This window comes from Methyloversatilis thermotolerans (assembly GCF_000372885.1).
Lineage (GTDB): Bacteria > Pseudomonadota > Gammaproteobacteria > Burkholderiales > Rhodocyclaceae > Methyloversatilis > Methyloversatilis thermotolerans.
Window position 1 is genome coordinate 3,744,856 of sequence record NZ_KB889967.1, and the last position, 15,310, is coordinate 3,760,165.

Consider the following 15,310-nt stretch of genomic DNA (forward strand, 5'->3'; position numbering starts at 1 on the left):
AATCCCACAAAAAAAAGACAATTCGCCCTAACGGAGGGGCAAATTCCCGAAAAATGCTGAGTTTACGACGCAGTGTGGTCCGATCAAGGGGCGGGTGTTACATCATTTGTGGGCAAATAATTGCTGCATAATGAAACGGTCCGGGCGAAATGCCCATGCAAAACACAGCAGTCCGAGCAGGGCGGGCAGCCAGCCGAGCCGGGTCGGCACCGACTGCGTCCGCGCGAATTCGGCATCGGTCAGTGCCGTGGCCAGCGCTTCCGGGCTGACCAGCGTGTGATAGTGCAGCCCGGTCTGCGACGCGAGATCCCGCAGATGTGGTGACTTCAGGCTGGACAGATGTTCCGTGCCGCTCGCCCGCCCCTGTTCGACCTGGCGACCGCTCTCGTCCACCATCGCTTCATTGCCGCCGCTGCTTCCAGCCCGGCCGCGGCTGATCGCATCGGTCTGTGCCACTTCGTCCGCCCGCCAGAAACCGAGCGGGCGTCCATCAGGGTCGAATTTCGGAATCGGGCTCAGTGCGCTGCCGCCGGTGCCGACGATCAATCCCTTCACCACGCCCGGCTCACCGTCGAAGTTCGGACGTATCTTCGGATGCAGCGGCGGCGCTTCGTGACCGTCGGTGACGAACACCAGCGATGGCTTGCCTTCAAGGTCCTTCAGCGTGCGTATCGACGAGAACAGCCCTTTGGACACCTCGCTCGCGCCGGCCCAGGACATCTGGCCATCTATATTGGAGAGCGTGGCGAGCAGCTCGTGATAGTTGCTGCATACCTCGACCGGCGTCATCAACGCCAGCAGGCGGTATTCGGCGAACACGCCCCAGCCTATCCTGGATCCGCACGGCAGGCTGCGCAGCGCTTCAGCCAGACTGTGCTTGGCGTAGCTCAGGCGATCCGCCGGTTTGCCGTCGAGCGAATAATCCAGGGTGTTCATGCTCTGCGTGATGTCGAGCACCACCATATGGTCATAGCTCTTGCCGGGCAGCGGAATAGGCGGTGTGACGGCAGCCAGCGCGAACAGCGCAACCGCGATCGCGAGCGGACGCACTTGCGGGCCACGCAGGCGGGACAGGAGCTGACGAGCCGACCAGGGGAGCATCAGGGCAACCCCAGCGTGAACGCCTTCATCGTGGTGACCGCGCGTTCGCTGTTGTTGGGCAGAGGCGGGCCGTCCTCGACCGCCGATTCGCGTTCCGGGGCGAGCCGCAGCGCCCGCTCCAGGTTGTACTTGGCATCCCAGTGCGCCGGATTCAGCCGCAGCAGCTCGCGATAACTGGTCTTGGCCAGTTCTGCCAGCGGCAGCGACTTGCCTATGCTTTCCGGACCGAACTGCAATGCTTCGCGCAGGTGCAGGTTGCCGAGGTTGTACAGCACCGCCTCGCGCAACGCGGCGTCGGCCGTGCGCGACAGTTCCTTGTAGGTGCGCACCGCCGCGTCGTAGTCCTTGCGCGCGGCCAGTGCCTGGGCACGCGCGAATTCGGCTTCCGGCAAGGCCTGTTCCGCAGCGGCCTCCGATCCGGCATCGACCAGCCGGTTGAATTCGCGCGCCTGGTTCAGCCGCCAGGCTTCCCAGGCGGCCACCGCAACACTCAGTGCGATGCCGGCGGCGAGCAGCGATGACAGGCTGCGCAGTTTCATGACAACGATTCCTCCTTCCACGCGGGGCGCGATGCCAGCCGCACGAACAGCGCCAGCAGACCGGCCAGCATGGCCAGTGCGAAGCAGGCGGCCGACAACTCCCGACGCGGGATGCGTTCGACGTAATCGAGCGGCAGGTTCTGCTGCCGGTCCACTTCGGCGACGGCCTGCTTCACCGCTTCCGGGTCGTCCGCCTCGAACGCCTGGTAAGGCACACCGGTGGATTGCAGGAAGCGGTGCAGGGCGGCTTCCGGCACATTGCCGTCGTTTTCGTTGGCATTCAGTCCAAGGCTGAGCGCCGACCGGATGAACACCCAGTACACCGCCACCCGGTTGCGTTCCAGTGCGCGCTGGATGCGCTGTCTCATCGCATCGTCGATCTGTGCCGCGCCGTCGGATACCAGCAGGATGATGCGGCTGCCTGAATACGGGCGCCGGTCGAACAGTTCCGCGCCCGCCAGCAGGGCACGGCCGATATCGGTTTCCGACAGCCCGCGGCCGATGCCGCCGGCGGCGATGCCCGCCTGCACCACTTCGCCGTGCTGGGTGAAGGGCACCACCGGCATCGGCGCGGAGCTGAACAGCAGCAGCGCGTAGCGGTCTTCCGGGCGGCGTTCGGCGAATTCGCCGAGCAGGCGGCGCGCGACCTTGCCCTTGGATTCGTGCGATGAATCGATGGCGGGCTGACGCCCCTTGGGTACCAGCGGTTCGTCCATGCTGCGGCTGCGGTCGAGCACGATGGCGATTTCGGCGCCGCGCCCGGTACGCTGCACTTCGGTGGCCGGCTGGGCCAGGCCCGCCAGCCCCAGTATCGCGGAAAGCATGGCGAGCGCGGCGGCGATGCGTCCGGTCAGCAGCAGCGCGCTGCCGAGCCGGTCCTGCGGCAGCCAGTCCAGACTGCCGAAAGTGAGCGCATGCCGCCGGCGCGGCCACAGCGGCAGCAGCGCGAGCGGCAGCAGCAGCAGCCACCACGGCGCGCCGACCTCGAGCGCGCCCGGCCACAATCCGACCGTCAGGCCATTCATGCCAGCGCCTTGCGTTCGAGTCGCGCGGCCCGGGCGCACAGTGCCCGCGCGTCCACGCCCGCCTCGGTGCGGCCGCCGAAGAAGAAGGCCTGGGATGCCGCGAAGAACTGACGCAATTCCGCCTCCATCGGCGTGAGCCAGGGCGCGCGCGCAAGCAAGAGCCCGACATCGTCGCTGCGGATCACCTGGCCGGCCGTCTCGTCGACCGCGCGATGCAGGCGTCTCCAGCTCACTTCCGCGTCGTCACGCGTGCGCTTCAGGTCCTGCGTCGCGCGGGCAAAGGGCAGGCTGCGCAGCGCCCACATGCGGCGTACCGCCAGCAGCAGCAGCCACAGCGCGAGCAGTGCGACGCCGACGGCCAGTGCCGCATTCAGCCGTCGCATCGGCGTGACGGCATCGGCGTGCGGCACCGGCAGGTCGGGCCGCATTTCCTCCAGTCCGGCGCGCGCGAGTACGACGGTCGGCGTGAGCGGTGCCACGGTCACCGGCAGTGGCGGCACCTGCAGCCGCCGCGTGCCGTCGCCGATCGCGAGGTCGAGCGCCGGAAGTTCCAGCGTGCGCAGTTCCTCCGGCACATTCACCACCTGGTATTCGATGCGCAGCCAGCCGCGACCGGCATCGTCGTGCTCGATCACCGCGGTACGGCGTTCGAACCAGTTGCCGTCGCGTTCCAGCGGCGGCAGTTTGCTCACCGTGACCGGCCGGCCATCTGCGTCGAGCGCGATGCGCTGCGCCAGCACATCGCCGATCACATAGCCGAAAGGGCGTGGCGCGATCACATCCGGCGTGATGCCGGCGATCGCCGGCTTCGCCGCGGCGGGCGGTGCGGCACCGTCGCCGGCCGGCTGCGTCGCGGGCTCCGGTGTCGCCGGCTCGTCGCTCGAGCCGGCGGGCCGGGTGAGGTCCATGGTCGGCGGGATGACGGCACCGGTCGGCTGCGGCGGTGCGGCGGGCGCGTCGTCGGCCTGCGCTGGCGCGCAACATACGATGGCCAAGGCGGCGCAGCCAGCGAGCAGGCGCAGCCGCCAGAACGCGCCGGCGCGCTGGGGGGGCGGTACGCGCGACGCCGGAATGAAGGTGTCGGTGGGGCGTTTCATGTCAGACCGCCTCGAAGAAATAGCGTGACAGGGCGTCCGGGTCGAACCGGCCCGTCATGAAGAAAGGACGCGCCCCGCGTGCCGAGAAAAGCTGTTCCAGCTCGGCCCTGCGCCGGGTGAACGATTCCGCCCACCGGCTGCGCACCTGCGGCCGCAGCCACAGTCCCTGGCGCTGACCGGTTTCCGCGTCGCGCAGTTCCATCAGACCGTCGCCATCCGGGGCACGCGCTTCGAATTCGTCCCACACCACCATGGGCACGACATACGCATGCGACAGCAGGTCGAGCGCGGCCGAGGTCTGCGTCAGCGGAGCGTGGAAATCCGAAGCCAGAAAGACCAGGGCCTGGCGCCCGGCGATGCGCGCGCACGCTTCCAGTATGCCGGCGGTGGACGGCTGGTCGGCGCGTGCTCCGGCAAGCGCCTCGGCCATCATCGGGCCGGCGCCACGCGAGTGGGTGGGCGGCCGCATCAGGTCGGTGCGTTCGTGGCGGTCATAGGCCAGCATGCCGAGCGCGTCCCCGCTGCGAAACACCGAGTCGCCGAGCGCATGGGCGAAGTCCACCAGTCGCGACAGCTTGCTTTCGCTCGAGCCGAAGGTCATCGACGCCGACATGTCGACCATCAGATAGACCGGAATGCCGGCGCGCTGGCGGTTCACGCGCACCAGCCAGCGCTGTTCCGGATCGCGCAGGCTGGCGCGCAGATCGAGCCGGCGCGGATCGGGACGATCGAACAGCGTCTGGTGGGCGATGAATTCCTGCCCGCTGCCGATGCTCGTGCTGCGATGCGCTCCCGGCCGCTGGCCGCTCACCCGCATCGGGATGCGGTAATGGAAATCGCGTGGAACAGTCATGCTGCCGACCCGGTTCAGGGCGTTGCCACCCGCTCCAGCATCTGCGCGATCAGTGCGTCCGCCAGTTCGGCGCGGCGCAGCTCATACACCGGAGTGAAGAAGATGCGATGCACCAGGGTGCACGGCAGAACGGTGCGCACATCTTCCGGCACCAGATAGTCGCGCCCGGCGAACCAGGCGACCACGCGTGCGGCGCGCATGAGCATGCCCATGCCGCGCGGGCTGGCGCCGGCCAGTATCAGGCGCGACATGTCCACGCCGTCTATCTGCAGGCCGTACTTCACCGGATCGGCGCTGGCCGACCAGATGTCCATCGCATAGCGCTGCAGCGCATCCGAGGCGCTGACCGCGCGCTGCACGCTGGCGCCGACCTCGTTCATCTGCATCCAGTCCACCACGCCCGGCGTCACCGTGTCGATCAGCGCATCGCTGTCGTGGAAGCGCGGATCGAACACCAGTGCGCGGCGGGTTTCGTCGTCCGCCGGGGTGAGCATGCGCAGTTCGAACATGAAGCGGTCGCGCGCGGCGGAGGCCAGTTCGAAGGTTTCTTCCTTCTCGACGCGGTTACGGTCGGCGAACACCGTCATGTGCGGGAAGCGGTACTCGCGGTTGAAGGCGGATACCGAGCGTTCGGCCATGGCGCGCAGCAGCAGCGACTGCACCTGCGGGCGCGCGCGGTTGATTTCGTTGAAGAAGAAGGTGGTGAGTCGCTCGCCGTGGCGCAGCAGCGGACCGGGTTCGATGCGCGGCTTGCCGTCGCCATCGACATAGGTGTGATAGACGAGGTCGTTGGGCATGAGGTCGACGGTGCCCTCGACGCGCTCGAAGTCGCCGCCGATGGCGCGCGCGAACGCGCGCAGCACGGTGGTCTTGCCGACGCCGACATCGCCTTCGAGCAGCACGTGACCGCGGGCGAACAGGGCGACATTGATCAGGCGCAGCGTGTCGTCCTGTCCGACGACTGCCCGCCTGACTTCCTCTTCCACGCGCAGCGCGAGGCCGCGCCAGTCCTGCAAAGCTTCCTGAGAGAGCATTAGCAACGATTCCGGCTCGGTTTATGGACGGGAAAACGCGTCGCACAATACAGGGTTTGTGTCCCCTGTGCATGCTGCAGCGCGGATCGACAACCGGGGCCATTGTCCCGCAGCGGATTCCGGGCGTCGGGCGGCAGGGCGCGCGCATGCGCCTACACGAAAATCTGTCCGCGGCCGGTACACTGCGCGTTCTGACAGATCACAACCGGGACTTTTCCATGTCTTCCATCACCACTGAAAGCGGCCTCATCATCGAAGACACCACGCCGGGCACCGGCAACGAAGCGGCGGCCGGTCAGGTCGTGAGCGTGCATTACACCGGCTGGCTCACCGATGGCCGCAAGTTCGATTCGAGCAAGGATCGCAACCAGCCGTTCAGCTTCCAGCTCGGCGCCGGCCAGGTGATTCGTGGCTGGGACGAAGGTGTGGCGGGCATGAAGGAAGGCGGCGTGCGCAAGCTCACCATTCCGCCGCAGCTCGGCTACGGCGCCCGCGGGGCTGGCGGCGTCATTCCGCCCAATGCCACGCTGGTGTTCGAAGTCGAACTGTTGAGCGCGGGCTGATTGCGCCGGCTGCTGTGTGGAGCGGCGATCGCGCTGCTCCATCTGTTCCCCGTACTTGCAGCGGCAGCCGACGACCAGACGGCGCAGGCGGTCGGCGCGGAGGTCGAGTCGCCGGACGGCGACGATGCGGACGAGGCGCCCGCCCGCGATTTCGGCCGGCTCGAACTGGTCGCGCCCGATCTGCCTTCGGATGTGCTTGCCATGCTGAACAGGCATGTGCGTTCGCTCATGCTGCGCGAAGCCGTCGACAGCGAGCGCGCGCAGCGGCGGGCGGTACGCCGCGTGCGCCGGGAAGCGGCCGAACTGCTGGCAACCGAAGGCTACTTCTCGCCGGCGTTCGAATGGGTGGACGAGCCGCCGGGGGTACGTATCACGCCCGGGCCGCGCGCCCAGGTCACCTCGGTGCAGTTCCGCTACGACGGCGAACTGGCCGGCGAGGACGAGACGCATGCGCAGCGCCGCGCCGAGCTCGAGCAGTCCTGGCGCCTGCATGCCGGCCAGCCCTTCCGTCAGGCCGACTGGAGTTCCGCCAAGCAGGCGCTGCTGGACACGCTGACCAGCCGCGACTACGCGGCGGGTGCCCTGGTCGACAGCCGCGCCGAGGTCGACCCGGACACCGCCGCGGTCGACCTGTCGCTGCACCTGGACAGCGGTCCGGCCTTCCGTTTCGGCGACATCGAGGCGACCGGGCTGGCGCTGCACGATCTCGATCTGGTCAAGCGCTACAGCACGATCAGGCGCGGTGACCGCTATTCGTCGGACGCTCTGCTCGCCTTCGAACGGGCTCTGCTGTCCTCGCCCTATTTCAGTTCGGTGCAGATCAGCACCGATACCGATCCGGCGCATGCCGACGCCGCGCCGGTCAAGGTGTCGGTCACCGAGGCGGCGTCGCGCCGGCTGTCCTTCGGCGCCGGCCTGAGCAGCAACACCGGCTATCGCGGCGAGGTGGGCTGGTCCGACAACAACATCTTCGGCAAGTCCTGGCTGCTCAGCAGCGCGATACGTCTCGAGCAGTTGCGGCAGATCGCCTTCGCCGATGTGATGCTGCCGCCGCAGGAAGACGGCTATCGCGACAGCTTCGGCGTGCTGGCGGAGAACGCCGACATCCAGGATCTGATCACGCGGCGGGTGGCCACCAGCGTGGTGCGCGCGCGCCTGAGGGGCGACACCGAAATCCGCCACTCGCTGACCCTGCAGAAGGAAGAGCGCGAGATCGACGATGTGGTGACCGGCACCCAGCAGTCGCTGGCGCTGAACACCTCCTGGACCTGGCGCCGCGTCGATGACCTGTTCAATCCGCGCACCGGCTGGGTGGTGAATGCGCAGATCGGTGGCGGCGTGAAGGCACTGCTGTCCGATGCCAATTTCCTGCGCGGCTATCTGAAGGCGCAATGGTTCATTCCGGTCGGACAGCGCGACCAGATCATCCTGCGCGGCGAGGTCGGCCTCACCGGCGGCGCCATCGGCGCCATCCCGCAGGACTTCCTGTTCCGTACCGGCGGGTCCACCACGGTGCGCGGTTACGACTATCTCGAACTGGGCGTGCGCGAAGGCAGCGCCATCGTCGGTGGCCGCGCCCTCGGTGTGGCCAGCATCGAGTATGTGCACTGGAACACGCCGCAGTGGGGCGGCGCAGTCTTCGTCGACGCCGGCGATGCCGCCAGCAGCCGCGAGGACTTCAAACCGGCGGTGGGCTATGGCGCCGGCGTGCGCTGGCGATCACCGGCCGGGCCGATCGCCTTCGATATCGCCTACGGCGAGCGCGAACGTCAGTGGCGCCCCCATTTCTCGCTGTCCATCGCCTTCTGATCCACATGTCCGCTCCCTCTCCCGTTCCGTCTCCCCGCGCGGCACCGAAGCGCCACTGGCTGCGCCCGCTGCTGCTCGGTGGTGGCCTGCTGTTTACCGTGCTGCCGGCGCTGCTGCTGTGGTTCGCGCTCGGTTCCGCCCCGGGTCTGCGCGCACTGGCAAGCGTCGCGCAGCGGGCGCTGCCCGCCTTGCAAATCGAGGTCGAGGCGGGCGCACTGCTGTCGGCGCCCCGCTTTTCCAGCATCGTCTATGACGATGGCCGCACCCGCGTGCGCGCCGAGCGCATCGCGCTGGACTGGCGACCGGCCGCGCTGCTCGACGGCCGGCTCGACGTCGCGCTGCTGGACATCGGTCGGCTCGACATCGCCACTTCACCGTCCGATGACGCGCCGACCGCGCCGGATTCGCTGCAACTGCCGCTGCCGGTGAGCGCGCAGTTGCGCGTCGGCGATCTGGGCATCGCCTCCTATGGCGCGCCGGGCGGCGATGCGGTCCGTTTCAGCGGCATCGCGCTCAAGCTTGCCAGCGACGGCGTGGTGCATCATCTGGATGGCATCGACGTTTCGTCGCCCTGGGGGCGGCTCACCGGCGACGCGGCACTGAAAGGGTCCACGCCATTCGCCTTGCGCGGCGGCGCGCGCATCGCCGGCCTGCCCTGCCTGCCGCAGGCGGCGGCCAGCGATGCGCCGTGCGAGGCCGATGTCGCGCTCGGTGGCGCGCTCGCCGATGTGACCACGGTCGATGTACGCGCGCGCGGTGCCGGCCTGAGTGGACGCGCCCAGATCGGTGCGCGGCTGTTCGCGCCCCAACCGCTGGCCTGGCTCAAGCTTGCGGTGGACGAATTCGATCCGCGCCAACTTTTCGCTGCGGCGCCGACCGGACGCTGGACCCTTCATGCCGACCTGATGCCGGTGGATGGCGCCGATCTTGCGGTGGCGGGCGAGGTGCGCGCGCTCAACGCGCGGCCGGACACGCTGGATCGCGGCGGCGCGCCGGTGCGTGAGCTGCGGGCGCGCGTGCACGCGCAGCCGGATCGCGTGCGCGTCGACGATCTGGAAATCTCTCTGGCGGGCGGCGCGCGCGTGACCGGCGATGTCGTATGGCGCACGCAGGCCCGTCCGCCGCTGGATGCACATCTGGTGCTGCACGATGTCGATGCCTCGGCGCTGCACCGCGCGCTTGCGCGCACCCGCATCGGTGGTCGCGCCGACCTCGGTGCCTCGGAGGAACGGCAGACCCTGACGCTGGATCTGCGCGACAGCGGCCGCAGCGGACTGACCCTGCATGCCCGGGGGCGGGCCGAAGGCCGTGCGCTGACGCTGGAACAGGCCATGCTCACGGCGGGCGATGCCCGCGCACAGGTGCAGGGCCGGCTCACGCTGGACGACGCGCGTGCCTTCGAACTGCGCGGCGCGCTTGAGCGCGTGGATCCTTCCGTGCTGGTGCGTGCGCTGCCGGGCCGGCTGTCGGCCTCCTTCAACGCTGCCGGCCGTATCGCGCCGCGTCCCGATCTGCGCGCCGCGCTGGAATTCGCACCCAGCACGCTGCTCGGCTCGCCGCTTGGCGGTCACCTGCGCACCCGCCTGCAGGGCAGTGTGCTGAGCGACACCGATGTGGCGCTGGACTGGGCCGGCAACACGCTGTCCGTGCAAGGCGGCTGGGGACGCGCACAGGATGTGCTGCAATGGACCGTCGATGCGCGCAAGCTCGGCGCGGCACGGGCGCTGACCGGCATCGACCTCGCCGGACAGGTGAGCGGATCGGGCAGCGTGAGCGGTCCGCCCGACGCGCCGAGCGGGCGGGTGCAACTGATGGTGCGCGGCTTGCGCGTCGGCGAATGGGGCATGCTGGCGCGTGCAGATGTCGACGCCGAGCTCGCTCCGGGCAGCGACGGTCGTCTGCGGCTCACGCTGGATGCGTCCGATCTGAGCAGTCCGCAACTGCCGTCGCCGATCGAGCGCATCCACGCCGAACTGACCGGCACGCGCGACGCGCACAGCCTGCAGGTGGACGGGCGCATGATGGCGCTGCCGGACAGCCGCCGCGACGAATCCTTCCAGCCTTCGCTCGCGCTGTCGGCCAGCGGCGCGCTGAGCGAGGGCCCCGCGTGGTCGGGCCGCATCGAGCGGCTGGCGCTGCAGATATCGTCCGAACTGAGCGCCACGCTGCGCGCACCCGCACGACTGGCCGCATCGCCGCAGGCGGTACAGCTCGACGACGCGCGCTTCGGCCTGAGTGGCGATGGCGAACTGTCATTGCAGCGCACACTGTGGACACCTGAGCGGCTGGAGGCGACTGGCCGCGCGCGCGGCGTGCCGCTGCGCCTGGTGTGGCGCGACCGCGAAACCGGCCTGTCGGTGCGCGCACCGCTCAAGCTCGGCGCCGACTGGTCCGTGTCCGCCCTGCTGGCAGGTGACGAACATGTGCAGGGCACGCTGTCGCTGTTCCGGGAAAGCGGCAATCTGGTGATATCGGGCGACAACCGCACCGAAATCGCGCTCACCCGCACCCGTGCCGACGTGCGACTCGATGGTCGCGCCGCCCGCATCGCTGCGGTATTCGCCGGGCAGGACATCGGCGAAATGAAGGCCGATCTGCATCTGCCGCTGCGGCGTGACGGCGGCCTGTGGGGGGCTGACCTCGATGGCGCGCTGACCGGTGATGTGACGCTGGATGTGCCCAGCCTCGCGTGGGTGGGCCGCACGCTGCGGCTGGACATGAGCACGCGCGGCCGGCTGCGTGGCGATGTCGCCGTCGCGGGCAGCCTGCGCGCACCGCGCTTCGCCGGCCGGCTCGATGGCGACGAACTCGCCTTCGCGCTGGTCGATGCCGGTGTCAAGCTGGAACGCGGGCTGCTGCGCGCACGGTTCGATGGCGACCGGCTCACGCTGCAGGAACTGTCCTTCGAGAGCGACAACCGCAAGCCGCCCGCCGACCGGCGACTGGATGGCGCCAAGCTGACGCGCGATCCGGGCAGGCTGGTCGCGCGCGGAAGCGTCGAGGTGGCGTCGGTGCAGCCGGACATCGCCATCGACATCCACCATTTCGTGCCGCTGCAGGGCGGCGAACAGTGGCTCATGCTGTCCGGCAAGGGCAGGCTGGCCGGATCGGCGGCGCAGGGGCTCAAGCTCGACATGGCGCTGGCGGCGGATGCCGGTCTGTTCACCATGCCGGAAGAATCGGCGCCCACGCTGGGCGACGATGTCGTGATCAAGGGCCGCGGCGGCGACGAGCCCGCCGGTCCGCCGCTTGCGCTCGCCATCGACGTCGATCTGGGCGAACGGCTGTTCTTCAAGGGGCGCGGGCTCGACACCCGGCTTGCCGGCAAGCTGGCGCTGCGCGACGACGGCCGCGGCCTGCGCGCCACCGGCAGCATACGCACGGTGGATGGCCGCTATCGCGCCTATGGACAGGATCTGGTGATCGAGCGCGGCGTGGTGACTTTCCAGGGCGCGATCGCCAATCCCGGGCTGAACGTGCGCGCCATCCGTCCCAACCTGCCGGTGCAGGCCGGGGTCGAGGTGAGCGGAACCGTCCAGAGGCCGCGCGTGCGGCTGGTGTCGGACACCGCCATGCCGGACAGCGAAAAGCTGTCCTGGATCGTGCTGGGTCGCGGCCAGGACCGCGCCAGCGGCTCCGACCTGTCGCTGCTCGCCACCGCGGCCGGCGCCTTGCTGGGCGGCGAGGGCGACGGCGTGACCGGCTCGCTCGCACAGTCTCTGGGTCTGGACCAGATCGCGCTGACCCAGAGCACCGTCAACACCGGCCCGCGCAGCCAGGTCATCGCATCGAACAACAGCAGCACCACGGTCGGCAGCCAGGTCGTCAGCGTCGGCAAGCGCCTTTCATCCAACGCCATGCTGTCCTACGAACAGGGCGTGGCCGGCGCCACCAGCATCGTCAAGCTGACCTGGAACCTCACCCGCCACCTCGCACTGATCGGCAGCGCCGGCACCGAACAGGCGGTGGATGTGAGGTATGTGTTTTCGTTCAAGTAGCACGCGGACGCCGCGACCGCCTGCGCATCCATTTCCGTTTGTGCATAATCGGCTGGAATTCTGACAGCCGCCGACGCGGCTTGGCGGTGTGTCCGGTTTCGGGGTTCTGTTCGTACCGTACGTAAACGCGTGGGCAAACGGAGGTCTTTGAAATGAAAAAGAATTCCGGTGTCCGGTTTGCCGACTTATCCGGACAGACGCCGGCTTATTCGCCGGATCTGGCGTCGACCTCACGTTATGCACTTTATGAATAGCCATCTTGCAGAGCATCTACCCTTAGGAAAGTTTCCTCGTATTTCAATCGCAGAAGGAACTGAGCTGCATCACTTTGGCACACTGGACGCATCAAACCATCAGCTAGATAGACCTATTTGGGTTTCGGATGTTTTTGAAGGTGCGCACGACTACAAAAACTTCGGGGTACCAGCACCTAGATACACAAAGCTCATAACATCCATCAGCTTTGAGATTCTCGACCTTAATGGTGTTCGCCTGCAGCCGATCGCAATGCAATTAAAAATCTACGATCACAGCGAGTGGAATAGATGCCTCGCGAAATACCTTTCAAGTAGTGGTGTCCTGGGTATCGTCTACGCAGGAAGAGAAATCTTTCTTCCCGAACCGGCCAAGGTAATAAAAAACATGAGCTCTCAGCCATGCTAGTGCATAACAAGTCCGTCAACCGGACGCCAAAAAGCTCCGCTTTTTGGTTCCCTCCGCTGCGCTCCGGCGCCGGTTACGTCCAACGTTGAGGCTGTAGAAAAACCCCTCCTTCCGCCCCACCGTTCACATGCCGTTGTTATGATTGCGCATCGCCTCTGCGGAGCCCTGCGATGCCGCGATTCAAGACCCCCGACTACGGCCTGAAGCTCATCTCGGTCGATTTCGCGCAGCAGGTGCTGCCCGGCACCTTCGAGTTCGCGCTCTGCCACCTGGTCGACAACGACCTCGATCTTTCGGTCCTCCGTGCCCGCTACGCCACCGACGCCATTCGAGTGCGCCGGGCAGCGGCCGAGGCAGACCTCAGGAGACGACGATGAAACGAAGATCGCGGGAGTGAAACGAGGATGAACGACTTCGAACCGGCCAAGGCCGGAAGCAACCGCTTGCCCCGGAATGGGGTTTTTCTACAGCGTCGTTAGGTTGCATATGCCGGCATTTCGCGAGTTCGAAAAGGAAGCTATTCGCCTCATGGCGGCGAATGTGTTGTCTGAGGAGCAGCTACGGTATGCGCTGGAGGCCGATCGCCCATCAAGCTACAACTACACCGGCAGCGGCTATTTCCTCACCGTCAAGCACACATCGCTGCCACTTGAGGCGCGCACACTTTCAGATCCTCCTGTCGTCGGCAACGTCGGCGAGGTTCAGGCGGGATTCGTCGTTTTCTTGGGCGACCAAGAACTGACATTGGAGTGCCACACCTGGGGCGCTATTGATGTGCCGGAGGACTTTCGAGATCAGCCGGTTGTCGTCAGTACGCCCCCAGTCAATTTGGTGGACCTGCGAAATGCAACTTAACCCTTTGCTGTAGCGGACGGCTACGCCGCCCCCTGAGCGCGAACGTTGAGTCTGTAGAAAAACCCCTCCTTCCGCGCCACCGTTCACATGCCGTTGTTATGATTCCGCATTGTCTCTGCGGAGCCCTGCGATGCCTCGATTCAAGACGCCCGACTACGGCGAAGCTCATCCCGGTCGATTTCGCGCAGCAGGTCACGGTGTCCTGTCAAGCTCAGCAGTGATTTGCGCCTGGTTGTTTTCGTAAATACAATAACCCGGTGCGTATCACCTACGATCCGGCCAAGCGCGACAAGACCCTTTCCGAGCGTGGCCTGGATTTTGAAGACGCTCTGTTGGTCTTCGCAGGCACTACTGTCGAGGTCGTAGATGATCGTAAGGACTATGGTGAATGCCGCATTGTCTGCTACGGCCTCTTGCATGGCCGGGTCGTCGTAATCGGCTACACCCCGCGTGGCACGGGTCGTCACATCTTCAGCATGCGAAAGGCCAACGATCGTGAGCAAGCCCGCCTCGCGCCGTACCTCGGGCTCTGATCTCAAGCGCGTTGACGCGCATGTGATCAAGCCGCACGAGTACAAGGAGCTTCCGGAGCTCACTGACGCCATGCTTGCGCGTGCCGTCGTCAACAAGGGTGGGCGCCCCAAATCCCGGAATCCGCGCCAGCTCATCAGCTTGCGGCTGCCGCCCGAAGTCATCGAGCGCTGGCGCGCAACCGGTCCGGGTTGGCAAACCCGCATGGCCGAGCAGTTGGCCGAAGGCCCATCCGCTCGCCCCAAAGGCGCTGCGTAACCCATCGTTCCATCCGCCCCGCACTGTCACTGACCGCCACGACGTGCGGTTCATGGACATGTCCGGTGACAGCGCGCAGCACTTCGCCACGGTCTAACCGGTGTTCTGCAACCTGCGGCATAACAAGCGGCTCACCTGCTTCACGCTGCGCGGGCGTGAGAAGGTGGATGGACAGTGGAAGCTGTACTGCCTGGTGCACAACATCGAAAAGCTCGGGCACCACGGCTACGCGAATTAGGTAAGCTGGCGGGCGCCACCGACGCCATTCGAGTGCGCCGGGCAGCGGCCGAGGCAGACCTCAGGAGACGACGATGAGACGAAGATCGTGGGAGTGAAATGCGGATGAACAACTTCGAACCAGCGAGGGCCGGAAGCAGCCGCTTGCCCCGGAACGGGGTTTTTCTACAGCGTCGTTAAGCGTCACAGGGAACTATGTCTAAGCAATCCACCTTTCAAGGAATTTCCAAGAGGTCAGAAGCCCTCCTTGCATCTGGCGAAGACAAGGCTGTTGACTACAAGGAAAAAGTGAAAGGGCTACATGCTGAACCGCCCCGGATTTTGCGGAGGCTCCAACTCTTGAGACGATGAGTTGATGACTAAGTCAATTCAGTTCTCGCCTGAGGTTCGCGAGCGAGCTGTCCGACCTGCTGGTCCTGAGAATCTGCGTCCCTCCTCGCCGACCGCCAACCGTATCTGCAGCCACTGCGGATCACCGCTGCAAGCGGACGCCGGGCGACGCAATCGGGTCGATGTGCTCGGCGCCTCACTGCTCGGTCTGGTGGTTGTGGGCATCGCGGCGCTGTTTGCCGATGTCTTCGGTTCGAGTGGCGGGCGCTACACGCTGATTGCTCTCATTGGCATCCCCGGTGTCGTCATCTGGGCTGTGTCGCGCATGGTCGGTCCGCCGGAACAGCCTGCACGCACCTGTGCCGCGTGTGGTCGGCAAGAGGCGGCCTCTGCCGGGCCGTAACCGGGCGTTCCCCA

The 15,310-nt window shown here is 66.8% G+C and carries 15 protein-coding genes and 1 pseudogene; 10 read left to right on the forward strand and 6 right to left on the reverse strand.

All coding sequences use genetic code 11. The annotated features are described in order from the left end of the window. Nucleotides 1-102: 102 nt before the first annotated feature. From A3Q7_RS0117030 to A3Q7_RS0117055, 6 genes are read right to left on the reverse strand one after another with little or no spacing between them, the layout of a single operon-like run. Nucleotides 103-1,101 carry a VWA domain-containing protein gene (locus A3Q7_RS0117030; protein ID WP_018413121.1) on the reverse strand — a complete coding sequence of 333 codons (999 nt, stop codon included), beginning with the start codon at nt 1,099-1,101 and terminating at the stop codon, nt 103-105. Next, nucleotides 1,101-1,640 (reverse strand): tetratricopeptide repeat protein, encoded by a 540-nt coding sequence (locus A3Q7_RS0117035; RefSeq protein ID WP_018413122.1) that lies wholly within the window; start codon nt 1,638-1,640, stop codon nt 1,101-1,103. The genes A3Q7_RS0117030 and A3Q7_RS0117035 overlap by 1 nt, the downstream gene beginning before the upstream one ends. Further along, on the reverse strand, nt 1,637-2,665 hold the full coding sequence (locus A3Q7_RS0117040; RefSeq protein WP_018413123.1) for a vWA domain-containing protein: 1,029 nt from the start codon (nt 2,663-2,665) through the stop codon (nt 1,637-1,639). Before A3Q7_RS0117040 ends, A3Q7_RS0117035 begins: the two co-directional genes overlap by 4 nt. Next, nucleotides 2,662-3,762 (reverse strand): hypothetical protein, encoded by a 1,101-nt coding sequence (locus A3Q7_RS0117045; RefSeq protein ID WP_018413124.1) that lies wholly within the window; start codon nt 3,760-3,762, stop codon nt 2,662-2,664. The genes A3Q7_RS0117040 and A3Q7_RS0117045 overlap by 4 nt, the downstream gene beginning before the upstream one ends. 1 nt (nt 3,763) lies before the next feature. After that, complete coding sequence (locus A3Q7_RS0117050; protein ID WP_026224965.1) at nt 3,764-4,615, reverse strand: DUF58 domain-containing protein; 852 nt, start codon at nt 4,613-4,615, stop codon at nt 3,764-3,766. A 14-nt stretch (nt 4,616-4,629) separates the two neighbouring features. Further along, nucleotides 4,630-5,649 carry an AAA family ATPase gene (locus A3Q7_RS0117055; RefSeq protein WP_018413126.1) on the reverse strand — a complete coding sequence of 340 codons (1,020 nt, stop codon included), beginning with the start codon at nt 5,647-5,649 and terminating at the stop codon, nt 4,630-4,632. 218 nt (nt 5,650-5,867) lie between these two features. On the opposite strand from A3Q7_RS0117055, the gene A3Q7_RS0117060 reads away from it, so the two are divergent. The 10 genes and pseudogenes from A3Q7_RS0117060 (at nt 5,868) to A3Q7_RS20840 (ending at nt 15,296) form a co-directional block, all read left to right on the forward strand. After that, nucleotides 5,868-6,212: an FKBP-type peptidyl-prolyl cis-trans isomerase gene (locus A3Q7_RS0117060; RefSeq protein ID WP_026224966.1), complete on the forward strand. Its 345-nt coding sequence runs from the start codon at nt 5,868-5,870 to the stop codon at nt 6,210-6,212. Then, nucleotides 6,213-8,021 (forward strand): autotransporter assembly complex protein TamA, encoded by a 1,809-nt coding sequence (locus A3Q7_RS0117065; protein WP_018413128.1) that lies wholly within the window; start codon nt 6,213-6,215, stop codon nt 8,019-8,021. A 5-nt stretch (nt 8,022-8,026) separates the two neighbouring features. Continuing rightward, entirely contained in the window at nt 8,027-12,019 is a 3,993-nt protein-coding gene (locus A3Q7_RS0117070; RefSeq protein WP_018413129.1) for a translocation/assembly module TamB domain-containing protein, read from the forward strand. Between the two features lie 246 nt (nt 12,020-12,265). Then, nucleotides 12,266-12,682, forward strand: a complete 417-nt coding sequence (locus tag A3Q7_RS20835; RefSeq protein ID WP_157278221.1) for a hypothetical protein — start codon at nt 12,266-12,268, stop codon at nt 12,680-12,682. 170 nt (nt 12,683-12,852) lie between these two features. Next, entirely contained in the window at nt 12,853-13,059 is a 207-nt protein-coding gene (locus tag A3Q7_RS0117075) for a hypothetical protein (RefSeq protein WP_018413130.1), read from the forward strand. A gap of 109 nt (nt 13,060-13,168) precedes the next feature. Continuing rightward, nucleotides 13,169-13,537 carry a hypothetical protein gene (locus tag A3Q7_RS0117080; protein WP_198289180.1) on the forward strand — a complete coding sequence of 123 codons (369 nt, stop codon included), beginning with the start codon at nt 13,169-13,171 and terminating at the stop codon, nt 13,535-13,537. Between the two features lie 257 nt (nt 13,538-13,794). Next, nucleotides 13,795-14,070: a BrnT family toxin gene (locus A3Q7_RS20055; RefSeq protein WP_040570709.1), complete on the forward strand. Its 276-nt coding sequence runs from the start codon at nt 13,795-13,797 to the stop codon at nt 14,068-14,070. Continuing rightward, nucleotides 14,033-14,326 (forward strand): BrnA antitoxin family protein, encoded by a 294-nt coding sequence (locus A3Q7_RS0117090; protein ID WP_026224968.1) that lies wholly within the window; start codon nt 14,033-14,035, stop codon nt 14,324-14,326. The genes A3Q7_RS20055 and A3Q7_RS0117090 overlap by 38 nt, the downstream gene beginning before the upstream one ends. Before the next feature lie 97 nt (nt 14,327-14,423). Then, nucleotides 14,424-14,564, forward strand: a pseudogene (locus A3Q7_RS20060) (transposase); the annotation flags it as partial. A 354-nt stretch (nt 14,565-14,918) separates the two neighbouring features. Then, on the forward strand, nt 14,919-15,296 hold the full coding sequence (locus A3Q7_RS20840; RefSeq protein WP_157278223.1) for a hypothetical protein: 378 nt from the start codon (nt 14,919-14,921) through the stop codon (nt 15,294-15,296). Nucleotides 15,297-15,310 lie beyond the last annotated feature (14 nt).

Excerpts from the sequence above, each read along its gene's own strand:
- A3Q7_RS0117030 (WP_018413121.1), bottom strand. The coding sequence starts at position 1,101 with ATGCTCCCCTGGTCGGCTCGTCAGCTCCTGTCCCGCCTGCGTGGCCCG.
- A3Q7_RS0117035 (WP_018413122.1), bottom strand. The coding sequence starts at position 1,640 with ATGAAACTGCGCAGCCTGTCATCGCTGCTCGCCGCCGGCATCGCACTG.
- A3Q7_RS0117040 (WP_018413123.1), bottom strand. The coding sequence starts at position 2,665 with ATGAATGGCCTGACGGTCGGATTGTGGCCGGGCGCGCTCGAGGTCGGC.
- A3Q7_RS0117045 (WP_018413124.1), bottom strand. The coding sequence starts at position 3,762 with ATGAAACGCCCCACCGACACCTTCATTCCGGCGTCGCGCGTACCGCCC.
- A3Q7_RS0117050 (WP_026224965.1), bottom strand. The coding sequence starts at position 4,615 with ATGACTGTTCCACGCGATTTCCATTACCGCATCCCGATGCGGGTGAGC.
- A3Q7_RS0117055 (WP_018413126.1), bottom strand. The coding sequence starts at position 5,649 with ATGCTCTCTCAGGAAGCTTTGCAGGACTGGCGCGGCCTCGCGCTGCGC.
- A3Q7_RS0117060 (WP_026224966.1), top strand. The coding sequence starts at position 5,868 with ATGTCTTCCATCACCACTGAAAGCGGCCTCATCATCGAAGACACCACG.
- A3Q7_RS0117070 (WP_018413129.1), top strand. The coding sequence starts at position 8,027 with ATGTCCGCTCCCTCTCCCGTTCCGTCTCCCCGCGCGGCACCGAAGCGC.
- A3Q7_RS20835 (WP_157278221.1), top strand. The coding sequence starts at position 12,266 with ATGAATAGCCATCTTGCAGAGCATCTACCCTTAGGAAAGTTTCCTCGT.
- A3Q7_RS0117075 (WP_018413130.1), top strand. The coding sequence starts at position 12,853 with ATGCCGCGATTCAAGACCCCCGACTACGGCCTGAAGCTCATCTCGGTC.
- A3Q7_RS0117080 (WP_198289180.1), top strand. The coding sequence starts at position 13,169 with ATGCCGGCATTTCGCGAGTTCGAAAAGGAAGCTATTCGCCTCATGGCG.
- A3Q7_RS20840 (WP_157278223.1), top strand. The coding sequence starts at position 14,919 with ATGACTAAGTCAATTCAGTTCTCGCCTGAGGTTCGCGAGCGAGCTGTC.